This is a genomic window from Morganella sp. TYF_1, assembly GCF_043105645.1.
GTDB lineage: Bacteria > Pseudomonadota > Gammaproteobacteria > Enterobacterales > Enterobacteriaceae > Morganella > Morganella morganii_B.
Genome location: NZ_JBICLU010000026.1, coordinates 608,855 through 634,141, shown reverse-complemented (window position 1 = coordinate 634,141; position 25,287 = coordinate 608,855). Strand labels below are relative to the sequence as shown.

Below are 25,287 nucleotides of genomic sequence, written 5' to 3'. Positions count from 1 at the left end.
GCCGGATTATGCGCAGAACGCACCGATTAAGAAAATTACGCAAACAGCGGCGGACCCTGCGTCAGCGTTTCCGCTTACGCTTTTTCTATCGTGACAAATGGATGGCCGGAAAAATGGATCAGTTTAAACCGAAAGTTGTTGTGCTGACCGGCGCGGGTATTTCCGCCGAGTCGGGGATCCGCACGTTCCGTTCGGAAGACGGGCTGTGGGAAGAACACAATATTGAAGATGTGGCGACACCGGAAGGCTATGCCCGCAACCCGCGACTGGTGCAGCAGTTTTATAATGACCGCCGCCGTCAGTTACAATCCGCTGAGGTTCAGCCGAACCCGGCACATCTCGCGCTGGCGGAGCTGGAACAGGTGCTGGGGGATAACTTCCTGCTGGTCACCCAGAATATTGATAACCTGCACGAACGGGCAGGCAGTGAGCGGATTATCCACATGCACGGCGAACTGCTCAAAATCCGCTGTACGATGTCCGGACAGGTTCAGTCGTGTACCAGTGACCTGTCTGCCGATGAGCGCTGCCACTGCTGTCAGTTCCCGTCACCGCTGCGCCCGCATATTGTCTGGTTCGGTGAAATGCCGTTCGGCATGGATGAAATTTACCAGGCACTGAATGATGCGGATATCTTTATCGCTATCGGCACCTCCGGGCATGTCTATCCGGCGGCCGGGTTTGTCCATGAGGCACGACTGTGCGGGGCACACACGGTGGAACTCAATCTGGAGCCGAGTAAGGTGCAGAGTGAGTTTGAGGAGTGTCACTACGGCCCGGCCGGGCAGGTGGTGCCGGAATATGTCCGTCAGCTGCTGGCACAGATTAACAACACTAAATCTGATTTGACGCAATAACTCAATTTATGTTTCCCCGATAATAAGAAATCAATGTTATTGGGGGAACACATGGATAAGTTATTAGAGCGCTTTTTCGGTTATGTCTCTTTTGACACGCAGTCGAAGCCGTCAGCCAAGCTGACACCAAGCAGCGACGGTCAGCTAAGGCTGGCGCGTGCTCTGGAAAAAGAGCTGAAAACGCTGGGGTTATCAGATGTCTCGCTGGATGATAACGGCTGCGTGATGGCAACGTTACCGGCGAATGTTGACTGGCCGGTGCCGGTTATCGGTTTTATTTCTCACCTTGATACCTCTCCGGATTTCTCCGGGCGTAATGTGAATCCTCAGGTTCTGGAAAATTACCGTGGTGGTGATATTGCACTCGGCATCGGTGACGAAGTACTGTCGCCGGTCATGTTCCCGGTGCTGCACACCATGCTGGGTAAAACCCTGATTATGACCGACGGTAAAACCCTGCTGGGTGCGGATGATAAAGCCGGTATTGCGGAAATCATCACCGCGATGGTGCGCCTGAAAAACAGCGATATTCCGCACGGCGATATCCGCATTGCCTTCACGCCGGATGAAGAAATCGGCCGTGGTGCGCAGTATGTGGATCTGAAAAAATTCGGCGCACAGTGGGCTTATACCGTTGATGGCGGTGGTGTCGGTGAGCTGGAATATGAAAACTTCAACGCGGCGGCGGTTGCCATCCGCATCGAGGGCAATAATGTGCATCCGGGCAGTGCCAAAGGCGTGATGGTGAATGCACTGTCGCTGGCAACCCGCATCCACAGCGAATTACCGCCGGAAGAAACCCCGGAGAATACCGAAGGGTATGAGGGGTTCTATCATCTGCAAAGCATCAAAGGCACCGTTGAACGCGCGGAAATGCACTATATCATCCGTGATTTTGACCGTAACAGCTTTGAAAAACGCAAAAGTAACATGATCGCGATTGCCGAAAAAGTCGGTAAAGGTCTGCATCCGGACTGCTATATCGAGCTGACGATCGATGACAGCTATTACAATATGCGTGACCATGTGGTGAAACACCCGCATGTGATTGAACTGGCCAAACAGGCAATGATCGACTGCGATATTGAGCCGGATATCAAACCTATCCGCGGCGGTACTGACGGCGCACAACTTTCTTATCGCGGTCTGCCGTGCCCGAACCTGTTTACCGGCGGCTATAACTTCCACAGTAAACACGAGTTTATTTCGCTGGAAGGCATGGAACAGGCTGTTTCTGTGATTATGCGGATTGCAGAATTAACCGCATTGGATATGAAGAAATAAATAATTCGCATATTAATTAAATATCAATAAGCCACCTGAATAAAAGGTGGCTTTTTTATTAAATAAAACAGTCTCATAAAACAGTAAAATCCTTTACGGTGATGTGATATTTTTTATTCTTCATTATTTGATTTTTGTTTTATATTTGTTTAACTGTTGCTGATATGTTTTTACGCCTGTCAGATTCTGGTACAGATAGTTTTAATCAGATAATTCATGTCATTAAAATTATATATAATGGATATACTTTAAAGGTAATTATTTATGTCTTGTTTTAAAAATAGATTGTTAATTTCTTCTCTGTTTTTACTGTCAGTTAATTCATTCGCTGCAGATGATGATGGAATTCTGGGTGAACAGCCTTCTGAAGATCCTATTGAGATTAATGGCAATATTGTATTTAAAGGTGAAATTACAGATTCAAGTTGTGATATCGCTCAAAAGAATATAGAGGTTGACCTCGGTACCCATTCAGCAAAGTTGCTGAAAAACAGAGATGACAGAACACCGGCAGAACAGTTTGATATTGTTGTGACAGACTGTTCATTATCCATGGCATTGTTAAAAATCCAAATGAGTGGTACAGCGCATAAAGATAATGCTGCATTATTCGCACTGGATGCCGGTGAGAAGAATGCCGGTAATGTCGGTATCGTGATTACCGATATTGCCGGTACCGGTAATCATTTGATGAGCCCTGCGGGTGGCGATCGCAATATTACGCTGAAAAATGATTCCCGTGATTACACACTGACCTATAGCGCAGCCTACCAGGCGACTGGCCTGGCAACCCCGGGAAAAGGCAATGCTACCATTAATTACACCGTTTCTTACCAGTAACAGTTGATACCGGCGGCAATGATTATTGCCGCCACGGATAACGCGCACCATGAAAAACTATTTCACTTTTTTTATTCTTATATACCTTGCAATAAGCCAGGCAACCGCTGCGGTCGTCGTTGGCGGAACCCGGTTTATTTATCCGCAGGATAAAAACATGATCGCGGTTCCTGTTGATAATACCGATAAAAAAACAGCTTACTTAATTCAGGGCTGGATTGAAAAAGCGGATGGCATTACAAAGAGTAAGGATTTCATTCTTACCCCGGTTCTTTTTCAGCTGGATGCGGGGAAAAAAGGTATCCTGCGTGTTATGCTGAAACAATCCGCCTTTCCGGAAGACAGAGAAACATTACTCTGGCTGAATATCCGCGGGATTCCGGAAACACAAGAATACAGAAAAAATAAACTTCAGGTTGTTATCAATTCAAAATTTAAATTCTTTTATCGTCCGGCGGGATTAACTGAGCCTGATTATAATGACTTGAGATATGAGAAAAAAGGAAATAAAATCAACATAATTAATAATACCCCTTTCCATATTACTGTCAGACATCTTACCGTTAATGATAAAGAATACACTGTTTCGGACATGATTATTCCATATGAATCATTAACTGTGCCGCTGACAGCGATTCATTCCAATGACACGATCACAGCCAGCTATATTTCTGATTTTGGTGGGATTATTTCCAGAGCGGTGACGTTTAAAAAATAATAATACTATGCAATTAAGAATATCTTATTTTTTTCTTCTGATGCTGCTTCCGTTTTTTTTCTCCGGAAAGACCCCGGCGGTACCGTATTTTAATCCGGCGGCATTGAGTCTGAACGGGGATAACACGGTGTTGGATCCCGCGCAGTTTCAGTATCTGCGTGAACGGCAGTTTCAGGAAGAAGGGCGCTATTTTGTGACAGTCAGGGTTAATCAGCGGAGGGTAAGCAGCGGCTGGCTGGAATTTCATTATCACCCGCAACACAAAAAGTTGCTGCCGCAAGTCACCCGAAAGCAATGGCTGACCTGGGGACTACGGCCTGATGCATCGCCGGCATTTGCTGAAACGGAAAACACGGCACCGGTTGAGGATATTGCCGGGCTGGTCAGCGGGGTTGTGCTGAATTTTGATGCAGCACAACAGATTCTGGATATTACGATCCCGCAGCGGTTTTTTCTGACAGATGAACAACAGGCTGCGGATGCTTCATTATGGGAACCCGGGATTACCGCGTTTATACTCAACTATGATTACCGCTTTTCCCGGCAAAACAGCCGGTTCAGTGATCACACCGGACATACCCTGTTACTGCAAAGTGGTTTTAATGCCGGATTCTGGCGGCTTCGCCATCACAGCAGAGCAGAATACCGTGATGAAAAAATGGCATGGCAATCAGAACGGCTGTGGATGTACCGCGCTATTGCGCCTCTGCGCAGTGAGTTACAGCTGGGGGAACTGTTCAGCGGTGATGTGCTGTTTGACAGCCGCGCATTCAGGGGGATCCGGCTGGCCTCACAAGGGGATATGTATCCGCTGAATCAGCAGGGGTATGCGCCGGTTATCCGCGGTATCGCCGGGCAGAGTGCGGAACTGACCATCAGGCAGCAGGGCATGGTTATCCGCCGTGAAACATTACCAGCCGGTGAATTTGTGATTGATGATCTGAACAGCACTTTTCAGGGCTCGGTGCTGGATATCACCCTTGAGGAAGCAGATGGTACTGTGCTGCATTTTACACAGCACGGAGCTGCAGTCCCTGTCATGCAACGGGAAGGCAGGCTCAGCTACACGCTGGATGCAGGAAGATACAGCGGGAACAGAAATAATAACAAAGACCTGTTTGTGAAAAGTACGGCGGCATACGGCATTAACTCTGTCCTGACGCTGTACGGCGGCGGTTATGCGGCACAGCATGCCCTGAGCAGCGGGGCGGGTGCCGGTGTTAATATGGGGGCGGCAGGCGGGGTTTCCGCCGATGTTCTGATGCGCCACACAACAGCACAACACTATCCGCGTTACCGGTTAAATTATCAGAAATTTTTTCCGCTGACCGGCACACTGCTGCATACCGGTGCCAGTCATGAACAGCGCTCCCGGCAATGGCAGACCCGGCTGACACAGCCGTTACCCGGAGATAACGGTGTGGTATCGGCAGGATATCATTATCACCGTACCGGACATGAGGGGTACGGCGACAGGAGACTGATCAGCCGTGATACCGGCTATTTCAGCCGGGCCGGACGGATACATTATGGTGTGAATGCACAGTACCGCACCGGAGGTCATTACCGGAAAGCCGATAAACGGGTCTCTTTTTCGCTGTCAGTACCGCTGGATTTTGCCGGTCAGCAGGCGCGCAGTCATTTTCACTACCACCAGCGGGCTGGGCAATCCTCTTTGCAGACATCTGTCAGCGGATCACTGGGTGAAGAGCAACGCCTCGGATACGCAGTCACGCACCGTTATCAGCAGCAAAACACAGTACATGACTGGGGAGCGGAACTGCGCTGGCGACATGATCTGGCTGATATCCGCGGCAGAATTAACCACAGCCATGATCAAAACATGCTGAGCGGGGATATTCAGGGCGGGCTGATTATTCATGAAAACGGCATCACGCTGTCACGTCCGTTAGGGGAAACCAGCGGACTGGCTGATACCGGCGGTACCGGGGGGATCACCATGGCATCCCGGATCGCCGCACAGACAGACAGCGCCGGATTCAGTGTGATTCCGCAACTGAGTCATTATCACCGGAGTGTTGTCCGTATCGACCCGGAAACCCTGCCGGATAATGCGGATGCGGATGATCCGGTTGTGCAGGTGATCCCGTCAAAAGGTGCCGTGGTGTCTGTCCGTTTTGCGGTGAACAGCGGTTTCCGTGCCATTTTTGCATTGAGAACCCCGCAGGGTGTCGTGCCGTTCGCTGCCCGTGTCAAAATCAGAAAAGCAGGCGGCGGCAGCGTCAGCGGTATTACCGGTGAAGACGGGGAGGTGTATCTCAGCGGATTACCGGCACAAGGGCGTTTGCAGGCGGTCTGGGGAAAAGAGGCGCAGGAACAGTGTGAAGCGGATTTTTTAATCCCGCCGGAACAGCAGGGATTAATCACTTTCCCGCTGGTGTGTCAGTAAAGGAGTGACCATGTTTATTCAGATCAACACATTATGCCGTGCCGGGCTTTTTCTGTGGCTGACAACCGGACTGAGCTTGTCTGCCACCGCAGAGGAAAATTGTACATTAATGACACCGGAAACCACACTCCGTATTCCCGGCGGGGTTATCAGCGCAGCACATCATGTGCCGGTCGGCGGTGTGATCGGGGAGACAATACTGTCTGACAGTATTGATGTCTATCAGTGCCGGATTGAACCGGGTAAAACGATTGAATTTGTGCTGGTGGGCGGCATGCCGGGTAATAAAATACAGCACGCCTCAGGGCAAACAATCTATGAACTTCCCGGTGGTATTGGTTACAGCCTGGGAGCGGTGGCGGAGCATCCGGAATGTATGAAGTCGTCACGTTATGTGGATGGCCGTGACTCACCGGACAACAATAGTGCCAATAAACGGTTGTGTACGATCAGCAGCGGGATGAAGCCGTCTCAGTCATACCGGGTGCGGGTTATGGTCACTCTTTATAAGCTGAAACCGCAAATAACGGCACATCATCCCGGCGGCTATCTGGGGCAGCTCTCAATGCGTGTTGACGGACAGTGGCCATGGGAACGGTATCAGATTGTTGAATCGGGGTTGCATCTGGGCGGATTTGCGGTCCGGCAGAATTCCTGTGATCTTGATCCGCAGACAGACACCGAGGTGGATTTAGGACCGGTATCACGGACGGATTTCAGCGGTAAAGGATCTGTTGCACCGGGAAGTATCCGCAACCTGACTATCGCACTGCAATGCAACTCTTTGATGCAGGCGGATATCCGGCTATCGGGCAGTGCATTCACGGCAAAAAACAGCCCCGGAACGCTGAAGCTGACGCGGGGAAACGGCAGTGCGTCCGGTGCGGGGATCCGGCTGACCCATAACGGCAGACCGGTCACCTTCGGGGAAGCACTTTCATTTGATGAAGTCACCACTCAGCGTGCTGTATTGCGGTTACAGGCTGCTTTTGTACAAACAAGGGACAGTATTGAACCGGGCACAGCGGAAACGATCCTGAATTACACCATTCGTTACCAGTAAAAAACGCCGCGTGATGACGCGGCGTTTCTATCTGAATGATGAATGCTATTTTATGGTGGATTAATCATCAAAATACCAGTAACCGTTATTGACCAGGACAGTCAGCAGCGTCACAAATTCCGGATCACTGAAGGCATCCCCCAGCATAGCGGCGTTGATTTCATCATACTGGCAGAGCACGTCCGCCGCTTCGATATGCGGGGTTTTCAGGGCTTCGCCGTTAACGAAACAGGTATCACCGACACGCAGCACCCGCAGACCATTCAGGCGAAACAGGGATTCTCCCTGAGACAGCAGTTCCTGTATTTCATCCGGGCTGTACGCCGGTTCCGGTGGTGCCAGATCCAGCTCGTGACGGGACTGGGAAATAAATTCACCGAACCATTTGCGGAACACATCCGGCTGGTCGAGCAGATCCTGCATCATACCGTGCAGCTTGGTCAGTTCACCCTGCTGGATCAGCGCCGGGTTATCACGGAACGCCAGATCCGGATCGCTGTAGCGGTAACTGCCGAGTTCATTGGCAATCACATAATCGGCAAAACCGCTGAACAATTCGCGGGCGTTCGGGGCGCGGAAACCGACAGAATAGTTCAGTGATTCCTCAATGGCATAGCCTTCGTGCGGGAATCCCGGCGGAATATAGAGGATATCGCCCGGCACCATTTCATCATCAATAATGGCATCAAACGGATCCACCTGTAACAGATCAGGATGCGGCGCGTGCTGTTTCATCGGGATTTTTTCCCCGACACGCCAGCGGCGGCGGCCCTGGCCCTGAATAATGAACACATCATACTGATCCAGATGCGGACCCACACCACCACCCGGTACAGAATAGGAAATCATCAGGTCGTCCATCCGCCAGTCAGACAGGCAGCGGAACGGCTTCATCAGTGCAGCGGACGGAAAATGCCAGTGATCAACGGCCTGAACCAGGATAGACCAGTCTTTCTCTCCCAGCCCGTCAAATTCCTGAAACGGCCCGTGGCGCACATCCCACTTCCCGTTGAAACGGGTGACGATGCGGCTGTCAACTTCATCTTCCATTGCCAGCCCCGCCAGTTCATCCGGGGAAATGGTGTCGCGGAAATTGCGGAAACCACCTTTGATCAGTAACGGACGTTTTTGCCAGTGGCTTTCCATAAAGGTCTGCCAGTCTAAATTCAGTTCATAATCCATGTATTCGTCCTCAATAAACGCCGTGATCAGGCAGATGAAAGGAGTATAACGGAAAAAGGCCTCTTGTATTCATGCATATATTCACACAGTTCCGGCAATAACAGACTGGCTATCAGTCGCTGTCTTCGTTGTGAACAGTCTGCCGCCGGAAGGTCACGGTAATACGGGCACCGCCCAGCGGGCTTTCGGTGACAACCGCACCGCCGTCATACTGCTCCAGAATATCGGTGACAATCGCCAGCCCCAGCCCCTGACCCGGCTGCAGGGTGTCAACCCGCTGACCGCGGCTGAAAATCAGTTCACGTTTCTCTTCCGGCACACCGGGACCATCATCATCGACAATCAGGATAACTGCATCATGCTGCCACTGTGCCGTCACCTCGACAAATTCCAGACAGTATTTGCAGGCGTTTTCCATGATATTGCCCATGACTTCCATAAAGTCATTCTGCTGCCCCAGCCAGGTGATATCCGGCGGAATATCGACAGTTATATCCACGCCTTTGCGCTGATATACTTTGGACAGTGCGCTGGCGAGGCTATCAATCAACGCCGGAACAGAAGAAATGTCCCGCATCAGCACGGTATTGTCACCGCCGATACTGGCGCGGTGCAGATAATAACCGACCTGCTGAGAGATCCGTCCGATCTGCTCAAGCATGACCGGTTCGGCGGTTTCAATGGTCATATCTTTGCCGCCGCGCAGTGAGCGCAGGGTGCTTTGCAGCACCGCCAGCGGGGTTTTCAGGCTGTGAGTCAGATCCGAAAGCGTGCGCTGATAGCGGGTATAGCGCTCCCGCTCACTGTGCAGCAGCAGGTTCAGGTTACGCACCAGCCCGCGCAGTTCACTGGGCGGGGTTTGATCCAGATCTTCGCGCTCGCCTTTTTCAAGGGCGCTGATCTGCCCGCTGAGGGCATTAATCGGTCGCAGGCTCCAGTGTGCTGCCAGCCAGATCAGCGGTGTGAGGAGAAACAGGTTAGCCAGCACCACATAGCCGAACCATTCCCAGACACGGAACGTTTTCTGCAGATTCTGCGGGATGGTATCCACCACAACAATCGTCAGCGGCGGCAGAGTATCGGTTTTGCCGTAACGGCTGACAGACACGGAGTGGATCATCCGCCCGTCGTGATCATCATCGAGGTCATTAATCCGGATATCTTCCGTGGCAAAAAGCGGGGTATTGACCAGCAGGGATTTGGTGGCTTCCAGCGAGGTATTCAGATCATACAACCCCTCTTTGGTCAGCCATTTGGCCGGAATCGCTCTCTCCAGCGCGTCAATATGATACTGCCGCCAGAGCAGATTCTGATTGTCATCATAAATCAGCACCACGGATGGGGCATTGAGGGAGAAATTCGGCGGAAAGCGGATATTAAGTTTACCGTTATCCCACTGCGACAGGCTGTAAAACAGATTGCTCTGGCTGCGCAACATAGTGTAGGTGGTTTTATCAAAACTGACCAGGTAACCGACCAGCGCCACCGCACCGTAAGAGAGTGTCATGGCGAGGATCACGGCAAAGGTTGCCAGTAAAAACCGGGTCCGCAGAGAGAAAGGGCGCGTTGTCCGCCTGGTCATGCGCAATACCTCAGTGGCTTAAGTGGCGTCTGTTACTTCCCGGCGTCGAAACGGTAGCCCTGTCCGCGGACAGTGACGATGGCGTCAATATCGGTAAATGTCTGAATTTTTTTGCGCAGACGCCCCATCAGTACATCGATGGTGTGACTTTCACGCAGTTCGGCATCCGGATAGAGCTGGCGCATCAGGGAATCTTTACTGACGACTTTACCATTATTCCGCATCAGTGTTTCAATAATCGTGTATTCAAATGCAGTCAGTTTGACGGCGTTACCGTCAACAAGGAACTCTTTGCGGGAAAGATCGATCATAAAAATACCCAGTTCCAGCGTCTGGGAGGCAAGGCCGCTGTTACGGCGCATCAGTGCCTGCATACGGGCGACAATCTCTTCCAGCTGGAAAGGTTTGGTAACATAATCATCCGCCCCGGCATTGAGCGCGGCGACTTTTTCCTGCCAGCTTTCCCGGGCGGTCAGTACCATAATCGGGATTTTGACCTGTTGCTGACGCCAGCGGGCAATCATCACCATACCGTCCTCGCCGGGCAGACCGAGATCAACCACCGCGATATCCGGCTGACTTTCCTGAAGAAAATAATCTGCTTCTTTTGAATCTTCTGCCGCATCAACCTGGTGGCCGAGGTCGCGGATCTGAACCGTCAGATGGTGGCGGAGTAAGTTGTTATCTTCCACGATGAGCACACGCATACACAATTCCTTACAAAGACAGATATCTGAACAGAAAACGATGTGAATTGTAACAGTTTACATGAAGGATGGGGAACTTGTACGCCAAATAATACGCCGGATATGCGTTTAATCATAAAAAAGAGGCAGATATTCTCTGCCTCTGTGTAATTTAATTATCAGTGAGTTAATAATTACAACTCGTCTGCCAGACGAACGGCATCCCCGAGGTAGTTTTCCGGGGTCAGGGTTTTCAGGCGGGCTTTTTCTGCGTCAGGCAGATCCAGTCCGTCGATAAAGACCTGCATAGCCTGCGCATCAACACGTTTGCCGCGGGTCAGCTCTTTGAGTTTTTCATACGGTTTTTCGATACCGTAGCGGCGCATGACCGTCTGAATCGGCTCTGCCAGCACTTCCCAGTTCTGATCCAGCTCGTCACGCAGGTGTTTTTCGTTCACTTCCAGCTTGCTCAGACCTTTTTGTGTGGACTGATAAGCGATCAGCGAGTAACCGATCCCCACACCCAGATTGCGCAGCACGGTGGAGTCGGTCAGATCGCGCTGCCAGCGGGATACCGGCAGTTTGGTTGCCAGGTGACCGAGCACCGCATTAGCCAGTCCCAGGTTACCTTCTGAGTTTTCAAAATCAATCGGGTTGACTTTATGCGGCATGGTGGATGAACCGATTTCACCGGCAATGGTTTTCTGTTTAAAGTGATTCAGGGCAATGTAACCCCAGATATCACGGTCGAAATCGATCAGAATGGTGTTAAAACGCGCCACGCAGTCAAAAAATTCGGCGATATAATCGTGCGGCTCAATCTGCGTGGTGTACGGGTTCCACTGAATACCCAGCGAGGTGACAAACGCTTCGCTGAATGTGTGCCAGTCAATCTCCGGATAGGCAGATAAGTGTGCGTTATAGTTTCCGACCGCGCCGTTGATTTTGCCGAGGATTTCGGTCTGTTGTAACTGACGGTACTGGCGCTCCATCCGGTAAGCCACGTTAGCAAACTCTTTACCGACGGTGCTCGGGGTCGCAGGCTGCCCGTGGGTGCGGGAGAGCAGCGGCAGGTCGCGGTAATCCGCTGCCATGGCGCGGACAGTATCAATCATCTGACGCCATGCCGGCAGCAGCACGGTGTCGCGGGCGGTGCTGAGCATCAGGGCATGAGAAAGGTTATTGATATCTTCGGATGTGCAGGCGAAATGGATAAATTCAGATACGGCGTGCAGGGCAGGTACCGCTTCGGCTTTTTCTTTGAGAAAATATTCCACCGCTTTCACGTCGTGGTTGGTGGTGCGCTCAATTTCCTTGATCCGCATTGCGTCTTTTTCGCCGAAATTCGCGACAATTGCATCCAGGTAAGCGATTGCGTCATCATCAAAAGCCGGCACTTCGGGGATGTCTGCACATGCCGCCAGTTTTTGTAACCAACGCACTTCGACCTGTACACGGAATTTCAGTAAACCGTATTCACTGAAAATATCGCGCAGTGCGCGTGTTTTGTCACCATAACGGCCATCGACAGGGGAAACGGCGGTAAGTGAGGATAATTCCATTGGTTGCAACTCCCGGTAATTTTAGTGTTGAGCGAGAAGGTATTTAGCGGTGTCCACCAGGCGTGAGCGGGAAAACATCAGCTGTAAACGGTTGCCGCCGACCTGGCGCCAGAGCACGGTGCTGCGGATCCCGCTCAGTAACAGCGAGCGGACTTTAGCCTGAATCAGGGTATTACGCAGGATCTCCGGCGAGCCGGTTACCTGGATGCGCGGGCCGAGGCCGCTGATATTGTCCACATAGATCCCGGCGATAGTATTCAGCATCGCTTCCTGCGACAAACCGAAATGGTCGCGCTGGTGTTCAAGGTTATCAATACGGCGGCCGAGTTCATCCATTGCTCCCGGCTGTTTATCCAGGCGGCGCTCCAGCTGCATCAATCGCCCTATATAGCGGGTCAGCTCGGTATTCAGTCCCTGATAACCGGACATATTGAACATACCGGCAAATGCAGACAGGCCGGTATGCAGATTCTGCACATTGTCGCCGTAGACATTCAGGACGGAGGACGGGTTATTATTGGTGATACTGCGAATCATCACATCAACCGCATCATTATTGGTCTGACCTTCATGCGCCAGCTGCTGCACCAGGCGCGCGGCCTGGCAGATACCGGCCAGAGCGAGGGTTATGTCTTCGTAATTTTTAGCCATAATCACTCCGTAATACGCGCTTCAATAACCCCGCCGCCCAGGCAGACTTCATCCTGATAAAAGACAGCGGACTGACCCGGCGTGACCGCAGCAACCGGGTTATCAAACCGGACACTGATTTTATCATCGCCGAGCGGGGTGACAGTGCAGGGGATATCTTCCTGACGGTAACGGGTTTTCACCACACAGCGCAGCGGTTGGGTCAGCGGCTCCCGTGATACCCAGTCCAGCTGCTGCGCGATAAGTCCGGCAGACATCAGACGCGGGTGTTCATGGCCCTGTGCGACAATCAGAATATTGTTTTCAACATCTTTATCGACAACATACCACGGCTCGTCTGAACCTTCACGGGTTCCGCCGATTTTCAGCCCTTTGCGCTGGCCGAGGGTATGATACATCAGTCCGTCATGCTGACCGATTTCCTGACCATCAACGGTCATAATCGGGCCCGGTTTGGCGGGCAGATAACGGGCGAGGAAATCACGGAATTTGCGCTCACCGATAAAGCAGATCCCGGTGGAGTCTTTTTTCTTTGCAGTGATAAGCCCTAATTGTTCCGCAATGCGGCGGACTTCCGGTTTTTCCAGTTCCCCGACCGGGAACAGGCTCTGTGCCACCTGGTCGTGACTCAGTGTATACAGGAAATAGCTCTGATCTTTATTGCTGTCCAGGCCGCGCAGTAACTGTGTGGTACCGTTGATATCACGGCGGCGCACATAATGGCCGGTGGCGATATAATCCGCCCCGAGATCTTCTGCGGCGTATTCCAGGAAGGCTTTGAATTTGATTTCTTTATTGCACAGAATATCCGGGTTTGGTGTGCGTCCCGCTTTATATTCTTCCAGGAAATGCGCGAACACATTGTCCCAGTATTCCGCCGCGAAGTTGATGGTCAGCAGTTCAATGCCGAGTTTATCGCAGACCGCCTGCGCATCCGCCAGATCGGCGGCGGCGGAACAGTATTCGGTATCATCGTCCTCTTCCCAGTTCTTCATAAACAGCCCGGTCACCTGATAACCCTGCTGTTGCAGTAAATAGGCTGAAACGGAGGAATCCACACCGCCGGACATTCCGACGATGACTTTTTTCTGGCTGTTATCTGACATGGCTGATCTCGCGGCGATTCGGTCTGCTCCGCAAATTGTGGTGCGAAGAAGAACCGGGGAAAAAAATAAGCGCCGTACTTTACCATGATACGCACAGCGGTGCATCACTCAGGTGCGGGTCCGGCACTTTTTTCGCAAAGTATTACGGTATGACCGGTTCCCCGAATCCGTCGCCGAACGTTCCCAGCAGCGAAAGCGGCAGCGGTTCGGCGGCAAACCAGGCGAACATACTCTCTTTCACCAGCGGGGAGCGCAGAATCGGGCTGTGAATAATCTCATCCGCACTGACCCAGTGGCAGCAGTCGATATCGCTGTCCTGCGGGTGTGTTTCACATTCACTGTCCAGCAGCACGCGGAACAGAAAACGGATAAACGGCGTACCGTCCGGTGCGACCCACTGATGGATTTTCAGCAGGGCATCGGGGGTGGCACAGATCCCGGTTTCTTCATACAGCTCACGCTCTGCGGCGGCAATCAGGGATTCTCCGGCTTCCAGATGTCCGGCAGGCTGGTTCCAGGTCGCTTTGCCGTTAACGGTTTCTTCCACCACCAGAAATTTTTCACCGGCGCTGACCAGGCAGGCCACGGTAATATGGGGCTTAAATGTCATTAATACTTCTCCAGTCACCGGGTTTCAGTGCGTCCAGGGTGTAATCGCCGATCTGCCAGCGGATAAGGCGCAGGGTCGGATGTCCGATATGTGCGGTCATCCGTCGCACCTGGCGGTTACGGCCTTCTCTGAGTGTCAGTTTCAGCCAGGTTACAGGGATGGATTTACGTTCACGGATAGGCGGATTACGCGGCCACAGCCATGCCGGCTCAGCAACAATTTCCGCACCGGCCGGGCGGGTCGGGCCATCATTCAGGGTGATACCTTTACGTAACTGATTCAGTGCATCCTCACCCGGTATCCCTTCCACCTGTGCGTAATACACTTTCTCTGCTTTATGATCCGGCTGTGTCAGCCGGGCCTGCAACACACCGTCATTCGTCAGGATCAATAACCCTTCGCTGTCGCGATCCAGACGACCGGCGGCATAAATATCGTTGATCGGAATATAGTCCTTCAGCGTATTTTGCCCGGGTTCACCGGTAAATTGCGGCAGTACATCAAACGGCTTATTAAACAACACTATTTTGCGCGGGCCGCGTTTACGGACAGGCTTATTCAGATGGCGTTGCGCTGCCGGATGTGAGTGTTTTTTTCCGGTCGTGCGGATTTTGGGTTGTATGACAGCCATGATATCTTTTTTATAAAAAATGAGACTTACATTATAGCTTAAAACAGTTAGGATTTGCGTGATGCAATTATTCAAGTAGTATTGACAGTGCCATTACAAAAAATTAACAAAGCATTGCGCTTACATAACATTAAGGAGAGGTTGATGGAAAGCAAAGTAGTTGTTCCGGCGAAAGGCGCTAAAATTACCATTGACGCACAAGGCAAATTAATCGTTCCGGACAATCCGGTTATCCCGTTTATTGAAGGGGACGGAATCGGGGCTGATGTCACGCCTGTAATGATTAAAGTTGTTGATGCCGCTGTAAAAAAAGCCTACGGCGGTAAGCGTGAAATCTCCTGGATGGAAATCTACACCGGTGAGAAATCCACAAAACTGTATGGCAGTGATGTCTGGCTGCCGGATGAAACCCTTGATTTTATCCGTGACTACCGCGTGGCTATCAAAGGCCCTCTGACCACCCCGGTCGGCGGCGGTATCCGCTCCCTGAACGTGGCACTGCGCCAGATTCTGGATCTGTACGTCTGTCTGCGCCCGGTACGTTACTACGCCGGTACGCCAAGCCCGGTAAAACACCCTGAACTGACGGACATGGTGATTTTCCGTGAAAATGCGGAAGACATTTACGCCGGTATCGAGTGGAAAGCCGGTTCTGCGGAAGCAGACAAAGTGATTAAATTCCTGCAGGATGAAATGGGCGTGACCAAAATCCGCTTCCCGCAGGATTGCGGTATCGGTATCAAGCCGTGCTCCGAAGAAGGGACAAAACGCCTGGTCCGCGCTGCGATTAACTACGCGATTGATAACGACCGTGATTCCGTCACCCTGGTGCATAAAGGCAACATTATGAAGTTCACCGAAGGTGCCTTCAAAGACTGGGGATACGAACTGGCACGTGAAGAGTTCGGCGGCGAGTTACTGGACGGCGGTCCGTGGTTAAGCCTGAAAAACCCGAAAACCGGCAAACAGATCATTATCAAAGACGTGATCGCGGATGCGTTCCTGCAACAAATCCTGCTGCGTCCGGCAGAATATGACGTTATCGCCTGTATGAACCTCAACGGCGACTATATCTCCGATGCCCTCGCGGCACAGGTCGGCGGTATCGGTATCGCGCCGGGCGCCAACATCGGTGATGAATGCGCACTGTTCGAAGCCACCCACGGCACGGCACCAAAATACGCCGGTCAGGACAAAGTTAACCCGGGCTCAGAAATCCTCTCCGCCGAGATGATGCTGCGCCACATGGGCTGGTTTGAAGCCGCTGACTTAATCGTTAAAGGAATGGAAGGGGCAATCGCTGCCAAGACCGTCACTTACGATTTCGAACGTCTGATGGAAGGCGCTAAACTCCTGAAATGCTCAGAGTTTGGTGACGCAATCATCAAACACATGTAATTCAGTTTACAGTGAAATAGTTAACGGGAGCTTATTAGTTCCCGTTTTTTATTGTTCAGTCTGAAACGGTTATCAAAACTTTATCAAAACCAGCCAAAATCTGTACGATTTACACCACTACTTTTATCCAATCTTTGCCGCGATCATCATGGTATTTATCGGTCTGTTGCTGGCTTTTGTGGCCCAGTAAGTTTTTGGTATTAATTCCCTGCTCCCGATATAAACGCTCGGATAATGATCGCATTTCATGAAATGTCGCCGGTGTTCCTTCTCCCCAGTCAATATCTGCTTTATTCCTGGCTTTTTTAAAATTGGTGGTCAGGGTGTTTGCTGTAACTTGTTCGCCGGGTTGTGATTGAGATGTACTTTTGGTGTAGTGAATAAGATATTTACTGACATATAAATCCCGGCATTTGGCAATAACTTCCCGCAGACTGATATTTAATGCATTGCACCGCAAAGAAAGTGGAATAGCTAATTTCGCTCAGGTTTTTTCCTGTGAAATGTGCAGGTGTTCATCCCATATATCACTGAATTTCATTTCTGATATGTCACCGGGGCGCTGACTGGTAACAACGGCGAGTAGCATGGCATTTCCGAGGTACTTGTGATCCCGGCAGGCGATATCATAGATTTTCTGCCATTCTTCCAGATTAAGGCACTGCCTGGTGATCCGCCGCCGTGGCTGTTTTGTGGCAAGGGCAGGGTTATATCCGGGCGGCACCTCCCCGGCGTGCTGCGCTTCTTTAAATACGTCGATAAGTACTGACCTGATAACTTGCGCCATCCTGTGTTGTCCGCTGGTTTTATATTGCTCAAGAATATCGGCAATATCTCTGGCATCGACCGCTGGTAATGATTTCTGTGACAGGGCGTGACGCATCAGAGCAACAGGTTTTTGTTTTTGCTTAAAGGTATTTGGCTTTATGTCTCCGTCGGCCAGGCGTTCAGACTGAATTTTTTGGTATCTATCCAGCCAGGTATTTACTGTAATTTCCTTACCTTTGATTCGTGCAACACGATCACTTATCGCCATTACCTGACGGCTTCGCTGTTCAGCAAGCCGCAGATTGGCTTCTACCGCGATTGCTTTTGCTTCTTTTTCATCGTCACCGAGAGCATGAAAAGTCCCGGTGACAGGGTGTTTGTAGCGCCAGTAAACCTTGTTGGCTTTTCTGTTGAAAAGCGGATACAGGTTCGGGATATTGACGTTATTTTTACGTGGTCTGGCAGCCATCGTTTAAAATCCTCAGCAGTTTGGGGTTATCGCTTCCATTGGTAACCGGTGATGTTAAATTGCCGACAAGCTCGGCATCTTCTCTCACGCGCCAAATACCACCCTCTTTCTGTGCCGGAGGTAAAAACAGGCCGCCACGGGCATAACGCTGCAATGTCCCCAATTTAGGCGGACGGCTTCTGTACCGTTCTCCCGCCCATTCCTCCAGAGTTAACATTTGCATAATCTTCTCTCCACACATCGCCGTATACGATTAGAGGTTTTTAAATAAATGCTGGTGGATTGCGACCACGTTCGACAATGGTGCGCACATCCCGGTCATTCCAGTGCCTCCAGAATGGATTTATCTCACAGTTTTCGTATGCAGTACGCAGGATTACATTATCGAAATTACTTCCGTTACCCCATACCTGCACGCGTTCTTCACAGAACTCAAAGGCAAACGAATTAAGTCTGGTCAGGGCAACAGGCAGATCAATCATTTTTGTGCTGTTGGTAATTTTTCCCCTGGCATTTTTACTTTTACCCAGCCACCACAGCACCGTATCAGCGTCGATACTACCGCCGTATTTTTCGCTGCTGCGAAGGTTGATCACTTCATAAAAAAGCGCATCATCAGTTACACCGGAAATCATGTCGAACGGCACAGCAGCAATAGCCACGATAGCGGAATCAGGCTTGTTGCCCCATAGTTTCAAGGCCAATCATCAGTTGTTTGAATTTATTCACTATCCTTATCCTTTTAAATTCTTCAAAACAAGTATTGTTACCTATCTTGGAAATTAATTATTACACTAATTTTCTTTGTGTTTCCTGGTGTGTAAATTGTTTCATTCTTTATTTGAGTATTAATTCTGACCAATGTATTAAGTAAAAAAACACTTAATATAGGTAATGTTGATTATGCGTAATCATTTAGTTAATTTCATGAACATATTGCGTGTCGTAAGCTCATTATCAATCTTAGCCGCGATTCTATCACTGGCAGGTTTAGCTTCTTTGTTGGTAGTTTGACCTATTTTCTTTACGTAATTATCTCGAATCGCGCCATAAACTGGTGATATGCCTGCGGTGGTGTCAGTGGCTGGATAATGATGTCATCATGTGGCGGTACTGAATCCAGCATCGGCCATTGGCTTCGTGGGTCTATTTCAAAGTCACGCTTTTCGGTCGCCAGCATGACCAGATCGGCATAGTGAACACCAACTGTAATTATCGGCGGCAGGCCGAACTTCTCACGGATAACCGCTTCAATGCGTTTTTCCACAGCCTTGTAATCCGGCAGCATGGCTTTCAGCGGCACAATCTGGCTGACGTATACAGAGTGCTGAGCCACGGAATAGAAACTCTCCAGTTGCCCCGCAAACCGGCATTCATTCGACAGGCCACGCGCGATATCTTCAATACAAATCTGATCCGGAGTGATATTGACGAAATCAATATGTTTTCCGGTACTGGTTGCTGTATATGACATTTATCTCTCCACACAATTTAGATAATAAAAAGCCGTTACTTTTTATAAGTAATTAATTCCCTGGTGCTGGAATAATGGTTATTTCTTTTTTTATAATTCACAAAAATAAGTCCACCAGCGGTTATGCAAGGTATCTAACCCACCGGTGCTGCTGCAAAGGCCGGGGTAAGGTATATGATGAGGAGCCGAGTGAATTACAGGGTGCGCCGGTATTAAAAGACTGCCCGAAATGCTCAGGCCGAGGGTATAAGCGCGTCCCGTCTTCAGTAGCTTATCTGGCGATAAAGTATCTGGTAGCGGATTTAAACGAAAGAACATGGCGCAGAAACTGGAAACTGTTTTACGAAGGTCTGACGGGGAAATGTCACATTGAGGAAAGCCATGCTGAATCATGGTTTGAACAGTTAACGCGTTGACAGTTTAATTATGACCGGCGCTCAATTGAAAGCGCCGTAAACAAATTCAGGATATGCAATTCAAACGAGCTTGCGCTTTCATAGGGATTATGGAATATTGCAATTTAACTTAAGTATCGAAGTGATGTCGGTGCTGTATTTTTGTCTGATGTGAGGGAGTACATGAGCGATAAAAAATATGATCCAACAATGAGCGGCTATCTCGGTGATATTCTGAGCGGAAAAGCCAAAATCAATGAGCTTCGGCCTCAGCACGAGTTCTTTGATGCTATCGGATTGGAAAAACAGTTGCGGGACAATGAACGTGTAATTGTTTTGCTGACCCCGCCAGAAGCCAGGATTGTTCTGGATGAATTGAGAAATAACGGCATATCTTATAGCCGTGATGCGTATTCCTTTGTTAGTTCTTATATCGGTAATATCCGCGAAGCTTCTTATGTAGCAGAGTTATTACGTGAGTTTAATTTTAAATTTGGCATTACTGCAACTGAATATGTTGCGGCCAACGGCAGCGTTATGATCAAACTCAGCGGTTATGCCGGATTACGCCACAGGTTGAATGCTACTCATTATCTTGCGAATAACGGTAAATTAATCGGTATGGGTATTGGTCAGCGCGGGCTGAATGCCGCAACCATTGATGGTATGCGCTATACCTTTATCGCCGCAGTCGGGTTTAGGGTGTTACAACTTATATTTCAGAATGATTATGACTTATACAATTTTGTTGGTGATATCACAATGGATATGGCTAAATTAGGGGTTGCTTCGTTTGTTGGTTGGGGAGTTGGCACCGGCATGATCGCATTTGTAAGCGCAGCCCCTCCAGTAATAGTTGCATTAGTTGTTTTTGGTATAGGTTTTGGTTTGGCTTATACATTTAATATTTTAGATGAAAAGTACAAAGTAACAGAAAAATTAACACAAAAACTAAGAGATGCGCAAAATATACCTGAATTCGAACGGTATTGGAAAGGCAACCGTTAATGAAAAAAATAATAATGTTAGGTGTTGCTATGTTAGTTGTCGGTATGGTAGTTCTATACCCTTTCTTTCTTAGTATTAATTCTATTTATAAAGTCATATCTAAAAAAGACATCTTAGAGATGTCTTATGGTGTTGTTATATGCTTAGTTATGCCAATGATTACTTATTTATGTATTGATATATCGCTAAGAGGGATGTATTTGCATTTTTTTAAAAAAGAAAAAATAAAATCAACGTATAAAATAAGTGGGGTAATTATAGCGTTATGGATATTTTTATCCTTTCCCATTTCATGGGGGATGAGTTTTTATCTAACCTCGAATGGTTATGAAAGGTGTCCGTCAACTAACCTTTTCACCCAATACTACACGACAAATTTGTCTTTGTGCTCGGACCCTTATTATGAGGAAAGAGCAAGCACAGAATGACGATATGACTATTCTGGCTGATGTGTAGGTGTTACACCGTAGATATTGATTGCTGGTGTAACATCCATAAATACACTGAAACTGCATTGACTGGTGTAAATCATGTTAATGAGTACTCCTCATCATTGTTGAAACATTACGAAACAGCAATTAAAAAAATAGGCAACACGTCGAACAGCTAGGGGTATCGTGATAATGACAGAGATAGAAAGTAACTGGAAAAATCTCATATCCACAGCAAATAAAAATATCAGAGAAAACAATGATACCGTTGCTGTCAGAGAAATTGAGGTCAGAGATAAAACAGCACAGGAAGATAAGGCGAGAAACTCTCTGACATTTCATTTTCATTGGGGATTCTTTGCGCTTATTGTCGGGTGTTTTTTATTCGTTTTTTGGTATAACAGTCATGCGGTTGAATGGATAACAGCCTTAAATTCTCAGGGGCTTTCTGATACAGTTGGGTCGGTCAGGCTTCTTGAGCTGGATAAAGTGTTGTCAGTAATTATTGGTACTCTCGAAACATCGCTCGGCTTTATCATCGGGTATTATTTCAAAGAGAAGAAAAGTTAAACATTCCGGTATATTTAATCGGGTCATAAACAGGTCGCTCCGGCGGCCTTTTTTATCGCCTGCAACAATAAGAGCATTGGAATACGACAGGCTCATTACCTAATCCGTATTCGGACACAGTGCTCTTTTTATTGCCTTCCCGCAGCTGGTGGGATTACCAGAACAATGCCGCAGGGGGGTATGCGTATGTCCGATAAATATTCCAGCCCTGCGGCATATGCGTGGGGTGTCTTTACTGCTGCATTGGGGCCCTGTCTCTGGATCAGTGGGCTGTACTCATCGGGATTGTCTGCACTATCGGGACGTTCGCGGTGAACTGGTATTACAAGCGCAAAGAATTTCAGCTGAAAGCCGGGGCACATAATGAATAACCGATTATTTAAAAAAGTCATGGCTGCCTGTACCGCCAGTGCGATTGCTGGTGCGTTGGTGCTGATCCCCGCATATGAGGGTGTTGAGTACAAACCTTACCGTGATGTGGCCGGAGTTCTTACCGTATGTTACGGTCATACCGGCAGCGATATTCAGCCCGGTAAGCTGTATACGGATGCTGAGTGTAAGGCGCTGCCGGGTAACCCGCTGGACGGTGTGATCCACTATGAGTGTGAAACGCCATGAACTGGAAAGAGGCGGTAATTGCCGCGCTGTTTTTTGTTGCCGCCTGGTGGGTATATGACACCTACCGAGATAACCAGCAGCTGAAGGCGAATAACACAATGTTGTCCGGACAGCTATCAGCACAGCGGACGATAAATATCATCACGCTTTCAGCCGTTGCCATCAGACACCGCGCAGCACTTGACAACATTAAAGCCAAGCAGGTTGGGGACACAGAGCATGTCAACGTTAAGACTGTTATCAAAACAGTATTTAAGGATAGTGAATGCGCTGTTACTCCTGTTCCCGCTGATGCTGTCAGTGAGCTGCGGAAGTACGCAGACGGAATACGTTCCCGCGCCGGTGGTGCCAATTCCGCCACAACTGACCGCTGATTGTGAGCAGGTAGATATACCGGATGATCTGACGTTCGGTGGTGCAGTTGAGCTGCTGGCTTATGCTATGAAATACATTGCCAATTGTAATCACGGTAAGAAGGCAATACGAGAGATAGAAGCGGAGAGGATAAAAAAATAGCCCGGCTATTGCCGGGAAAATGATTAATAGAAGGGATACCTGCGACTCCTCCAATCGAATATACCTGCTAAAAATTAAACGAAACATAAACAAGTATAATTACTTAGTTTTAGGTTTGTAATTAAGGTCGATGGGGTTAATTAATCTTTTTGGTAGTCATTAAATTATATTTTTGGATTTTTTGCGATGTGTATGTTTGTTTTTAGGGTAATTATTCTTAATCGTCTATTTTTTGTTGATTGCTTGGTTTGTCAGTCAGCATATTATGCTTTACTCTTAATATATGTTTATTAGGAGGTTCATAATGAAAGATATTAATTTTATTGTAGGGCAGAACATCCGCGATTTAAGACACTGTAATGGCTTGACTACAAAGATGTTAGCTAAAATGCTGGGAGTGTCACAGCAACAGTTGTCAAGGTATGAACGAGGTGTTAATAAAATAGATGTCAATGTTGTATTTAAGATAATAAATATATTTCATGTATCTTATGAATATCTGTTTCCTGAAACTCAGAATGATTATACTGAATCAGTAAAAAGCTCCTTTGTATATATGGATCCTTTAGTAGTCTAATAATCAAAAAAATATAATCATAAATGTTATTTATTACTAAAAAATAATGAATATCATTCTTATTTAAGCATTAGCAATACACCAAAAAGCCAGCTTAACATATTGTGAGCTGGTTTTAGTTTGTACAAAAGTATCTCTCCGTGTACGAAAATATAGCTGTATAAAAATAGGTTATGTCGGTAGTGTCATGATAAACACTGTAATATCAGACGGGAAAGACATTACTTTATCTGCCGGAAATTTTCTGCTGTTCCTCTGGTGTATCACTGATATTGAGATGACGATCATGACTACTGTGGAACATCAAATAGATCGCACAAATACATTTTTTATGCGAAAGTATCTCATTGGTTAATGACTTGATGAGGTTATGATGCAGATAAAGTCAATTTTTATGTTTTTGGGCATGTTTCTGCTTAATGGATGCAGTGTCAAAGTGCCCAAAGATATAACTCCAGTTAAACCTTTTGATTTATCTCATTACTTAGGTGATTGGTATGAAATTGCCAGGATAGACAATCGTTTTGAAAATGGCTTAAGCAAAGTTACAGCTAACTATTCTCTTCGTGATGATGGTGGTGTGAAGGTTATCAACAGGGGCTGGGATGCGAGTAACAATAAATGGAAAGAGAGTACCGGAAAGGCCTATTTTGTTAACTCAACCGATACAGGGGCGTTAAAGGTATCTTTCTTCGGGCCTTTCTATGGAGGTTACAATATTATTAAGCTTGATGATAACTATCAGTACTCACTGGTTGTTGGCCCCGATAAAGATTATCTGTGGGTATTATCACGTACGCCAGCTATGCCGACAGAGCTGTTAAATGAGTATCTCAGCTTTGCTGGTGAACATGGTTTTGACAGAGAAAAAATACTTATATTTCAATAAGATTATATTCCGGTTTATTCCCCGGGATACGGAATGGACTGAATATTAAATATTTCAGAAAATAAAGCACAACAACCCGCTTCGGCGGGTTTTTTATTGGGGAAATCTATGCCATTACGTATCCCCCGCGCCTGCCGCAAACGAGGCTGCGCAAAGACAGCCACTGGTAAATTTAATTTCTTTATCATTATTTAAATAACCATGTCATGATTTTTACTTAAATGAAAAATTAAATTTTAATATATTCAGTGAGTTGTTTGAATTCATTAATCTCATGTTAGTTATGGTTTTTTTGTAAGTGAAAACTAAATAAAATAGCTGTAATGATAATGACGATAACGAATGAAAAACCCACATAGCCAAAGTTAATTGATAAGATGCTACCTAAAATACCTCCCAAAATAAAAGATGCAATAAGACATAAGTAGGTTTTTTTTTCATTATTACATTGTGGTGATTTTAATAATGCCCCAATTAAATTAGTAGACATTCCAGTGATATATGTTGTATGTATCCCAGTATTATTAAGATTTGAAAAATTACCATTCTGTATTCCCATCGATAAACTTATTGCAATAATAAGTATATAGTTATTATAAACCTCATTAAATAAAAAATAAATGGAGAATACTAATGTTATTATGCATAAAATAAATAATAAAATATAAGCCTGTGATTTTTGGTCTTCATTTTTTAATCGAAATTTATAGCCGAATATTGTGCCTAATAAAAACCCAAATATTGATACTAATGTAGTATTTAACATGGACCAATTAAATGTTGTAAGATAAATTAAACTAAGTATACTATTACCAGTTAGATGCCCTGTAAATGTTTTTAAAAGAATAAATGAACTGGCATCAGTAAATCCTCCAATACATGATAGTAAAGCGTAAAAAGAGATTTTATTTTGGTTTGCCATATTCAAATATCCTAAGTTGTTTTTTATTATCGAGGTGATTTATATTTAATTTTTAAATGTTGTATCAGAA

Annotated in this window: 25 protein-coding genes and 3 pseudogenes; 15 read left to right on the top strand and 13 right to left on the bottom strand. The window is 47.7% G+C overall.

Going from position 1 to position 25,287, the window contains the following annotated elements; genetic code table 11:
• Positions 1 to 8: 8 nt before the first annotated feature.
• The 6 genes from cobB (at position 9) to ACF8OF_RS16295 (ending at position 7,172) form a co-directional block, all read left to right on the top strand.
• Positions 9 to 857, top strand: a complete 849-nt coding sequence (gene cobB, locus ACF8OF_RS16320) for a Sir2 family NAD+-dependent deacetylase (RefSeq protein ID WP_279798617.1) — start codon at positions 9 to 11, stop codon at positions 855 to 857.
• A gap of 51 nt (positions 858 to 908) precedes the next feature.
• Positions 909 to 2,141, top strand: a complete 1,233-nt coding sequence (gene pepT, locus ACF8OF_RS16315) for a peptidase T (RefSeq protein WP_262862104.1) — start codon at positions 909 to 911, stop codon at positions 2,139 to 2,141.
• A 264-nt stretch (positions 2,142 to 2,405) separates the two neighbouring features.
• Positions 2,406 to 2,981: a fimbrial protein gene (locus ACF8OF_RS16310; protein ID WP_279798537.1), complete on the top strand. Its 576-nt coding sequence runs from the start codon at positions 2,406 to 2,408 to the stop codon at positions 2,979 to 2,981.
• Between the two features lie 49 nt (positions 2,982 to 3,030).
• Positions 3,031 to 3,699 (top strand): molecular chaperone, encoded by a 669-nt coding sequence (locus ACF8OF_RS16305; protein WP_392497151.1) that lies wholly within the window; start codon positions 3,031 to 3,033, stop codon positions 3,697 to 3,699.
• A 7-nt stretch (positions 3,700 to 3,706) separates the two neighbouring features.
• Complete coding sequence (locus ACF8OF_RS16300; RefSeq protein ID WP_392497150.1) at positions 3,707 to 6,109, top strand: fimbria/pilus outer membrane usher protein; 2,403 nt, start codon at positions 3,707 to 3,709, stop codon at positions 6,107 to 6,109.
• A gap of 10 nt (positions 6,110 to 6,119) precedes the next feature.
• Positions 6,120 to 7,172 (top strand): fimbrial protein, encoded by a 1,053-nt coding sequence (locus tag ACF8OF_RS16295; RefSeq protein WP_392497149.1) that lies wholly within the window; start codon positions 6,120 to 6,122, stop codon positions 7,170 to 7,172.
• 60 nt (positions 7,173 to 7,232) lie between these two features.
• Here the strand turns inward: ACF8OF_RS16295 and ACF8OF_RS16290 are convergent, their stop codons facing one another.
• The 8 genes from ACF8OF_RS16290 to rluE form a co-directional block, all read right to left on the bottom strand.
• A complete protein-coding gene (locus ACF8OF_RS16290; RefSeq protein WP_279798547.1) occupies positions 7,233 to 8,354 on the bottom strand; it encodes a cupin domain-containing protein in 1,122 nt (373 codons plus the stop codon).
• 112 nt (positions 8,355 to 8,466) lie between these two features.
• Positions 8,467 to 9,936 (bottom strand): two-component system sensor histidine kinase PhoQ, encoded by a 1,470-nt coding sequence (gene phoQ / locus ACF8OF_RS16285; RefSeq protein ID WP_279798549.1) that lies wholly within the window; start codon positions 9,934 to 9,936, stop codon positions 8,467 to 8,469.
• 32 nt (positions 9,937 to 9,968) lie between these two features.
• Positions 9,969 to 10,643 carry a two-component system response regulator PhoP gene (gene phoP, locus ACF8OF_RS16280; RefSeq protein WP_262861627.1) on the bottom strand — a complete coding sequence of 225 codons (675 nt, stop codon included), beginning with the start codon at positions 10,641 to 10,643 and terminating at the stop codon, positions 9,969 to 9,971.
• Between the two features lie 173 nt (positions 10,644 to 10,816).
• Positions 10,817 to 12,184, bottom strand: coding sequence for an adenylosuccinate lyase (gene purB / locus ACF8OF_RS16275; protein ID WP_274370782.1), 1,368 nt, complete (start codon positions 12,182 to 12,184; stop codon positions 10,817 to 10,819).
• A 21-nt stretch (positions 12,185 to 12,205) separates the two neighbouring features.
• Positions 12,206 to 12,835, bottom strand: a complete 630-nt coding sequence (gene hflD, locus ACF8OF_RS16270) for a high frequency lysogenization protein HflD (protein ID WP_262861625.1) — start codon at positions 12,833 to 12,835, stop codon at positions 12,206 to 12,208.
• Positions 12,836 to 12,837: 2 nt separating this feature from the next.
• A complete protein-coding gene (gene mnmA / locus ACF8OF_RS16265) occupies positions 12,838 to 13,941 on the bottom strand; it encodes a tRNA 2-thiouridine(34) synthase MnmA (protein WP_262882426.1) in 1,104 nt (367 codons plus the stop codon).
• A gap of 142 nt (positions 13,942 to 14,083) precedes the next feature.
• Positions 14,084 to 14,551, bottom strand: a complete 468-nt coding sequence (locus tag ACF8OF_RS16260) for an NUDIX domain-containing protein (RefSeq protein ID WP_392497148.1) — start codon at positions 14,549 to 14,551, stop codon at positions 14,084 to 14,086.
• Complete coding sequence (gene rluE, locus ACF8OF_RS16255; RefSeq protein ID WP_262861622.1) at positions 14,541 to 15,182, bottom strand: 23S rRNA pseudouridine(2457) synthase RluE; 642 nt, start codon at positions 15,180 to 15,182, stop codon at positions 14,541 to 14,543. Before rluE ends, ACF8OF_RS16260 begins: the two co-directional genes overlap by 11 nt.
• A 144-nt stretch (positions 15,183 to 15,326) precedes the next feature.
• On the opposite strand from rluE, the gene icd reads away from it, so the two are divergent.
• Positions 15,327 to 16,580, top strand: coding sequence for an NADP-dependent isocitrate dehydrogenase (gene icd / locus ACF8OF_RS16250; protein ID WP_025154485.1), 1,254 nt, complete (start codon positions 15,327 to 15,329; stop codon positions 16,578 to 16,580).
• Between the two features lie 109 nt (positions 16,581 to 16,689).
• On the opposite strand, the pseudogene ACF8OF_RS16245 reads toward icd, so the two are convergent.
• The 4 genes and pseudogenes from ACF8OF_RS16245 to ACF8OF_RS16230 form a co-directional block, all read right to left on the bottom strand.
• A pseudogene (locus ACF8OF_RS16245) lies at positions 16,690 to 17,817 on the bottom strand (site-specific integrase).
• Positions 17,798 to 18,043: an excisionase gene (locus ACF8OF_RS16240; protein ID WP_392497360.1), complete on the bottom strand. Its 246-nt coding sequence runs from the start codon at positions 18,041 to 18,043 to the stop codon at positions 17,798 to 17,800. The pseudogene ACF8OF_RS16245 and the gene ACF8OF_RS16240 overlap by 20 nt, the downstream one beginning before the upstream one ends.
• Before the next feature lie 37 nt (positions 18,044 to 18,080).
• Positions 18,081 to 18,515, bottom strand: coding sequence for a 3'-5' exonuclease (locus ACF8OF_RS16235; RefSeq protein ID WP_392497147.1), 435 nt, complete (start codon positions 18,513 to 18,515; stop codon positions 18,081 to 18,083).
• A 326-nt stretch (positions 18,516 to 18,841) separates the two neighbouring features.
• Entirely contained in the window at positions 18,842 to 19,291 is a 450-nt protein-coding gene (locus tag ACF8OF_RS16230) for an HD family hydrolase (protein ID WP_392497146.1), read from the bottom strand.
• Positions 19,292 to 19,365: 74 nt separating this feature from the next.
• Between ACF8OF_RS16230 and ACF8OF_RS16225 the strand changes: the two genes are divergently transcribed.
• The 8 genes and pseudogenes from ACF8OF_RS16225 (at position 19,366) to ACF8OF_RS16190 (ending at position 24,295) form a co-directional block, all read left to right on the top strand.
• Positions 19,366 to 19,707 carry an antitermination protein gene (locus ACF8OF_RS16225; RefSeq protein ID WP_392497145.1) on the top strand — a complete coding sequence of 114 codons (342 nt, stop codon included), beginning with the start codon at positions 19,366 to 19,368 and terminating at the stop codon, positions 19,705 to 19,707.
• Between the two features lie 162 nt (positions 19,708 to 19,869).
• Entirely contained in the window at positions 19,870 to 20,694 is an 825-nt protein-coding gene (locus ACF8OF_RS16220; RefSeq protein ID WP_392497144.1) for a hypothetical protein, read from the top strand.
• A 623-nt stretch (positions 20,695 to 21,317) separates the two neighbouring features.
• Positions 21,318 to 21,695, top strand: coding sequence for a hypothetical protein (locus ACF8OF_RS16215; protein ID WP_392497143.1), 378 nt, complete (start codon positions 21,318 to 21,320; stop codon positions 21,693 to 21,695).
• A 180-nt stretch (positions 21,696 to 21,875) separates the two neighbouring features.
• Positions 21,876 to 22,066: pseudogene (locus ACF8OF_RS16210) on the top strand (phage holin family protein).
• Positions 22,059 to 22,262: pseudogene (locus ACF8OF_RS16205) on the top strand (glycoside hydrolase family protein); the annotation flags it as partial. The pseudogenes ACF8OF_RS16210 and ACF8OF_RS16205, both read left to right, overlap by 8 nt.
• A gap of 47 nt (positions 22,263 to 22,309) precedes the next feature.
• Positions 22,310 to 22,687: a hypothetical protein gene (locus ACF8OF_RS16200; RefSeq protein WP_392497142.1), complete on the top strand. Its 378-nt coding sequence runs from the start codon at positions 22,310 to 22,312 to the stop codon at positions 22,685 to 22,687.
• Between the two features lie 446 nt (positions 22,688 to 23,133).
• Complete coding sequence (locus ACF8OF_RS16195) at positions 23,134 to 23,406, top strand: helix-turn-helix domain-containing protein (RefSeq protein ID WP_029991618.1); 273 nt, start codon at positions 23,134 to 23,136, stop codon at positions 23,404 to 23,406.
• Between the two features lie 373 nt (positions 23,407 to 23,779).
• Positions 23,780 to 24,295: a lipocalin family protein gene (locus tag ACF8OF_RS16190; RefSeq protein ID WP_262861708.1), complete on the top strand. Its 516-nt coding sequence runs from the start codon at positions 23,780 to 23,782 to the stop codon at positions 24,293 to 24,295.
• A 277-nt stretch (positions 24,296 to 24,572) separates the two neighbouring features.
• On the opposite strand, the gene ACF8OF_RS16185 is transcribed toward ACF8OF_RS16190, so the two are convergent.
• Positions 24,573 to 25,217 carry a YoaK family protein gene (locus ACF8OF_RS16185; protein ID WP_392497141.1) on the bottom strand — a complete coding sequence of 215 codons (645 nt, stop codon included), beginning with the start codon at positions 25,215 to 25,217 and terminating at the stop codon, positions 24,573 to 24,575.
• Between the last annotated feature and the right edge of the window lie 70 nt (positions 25,218 to 25,287).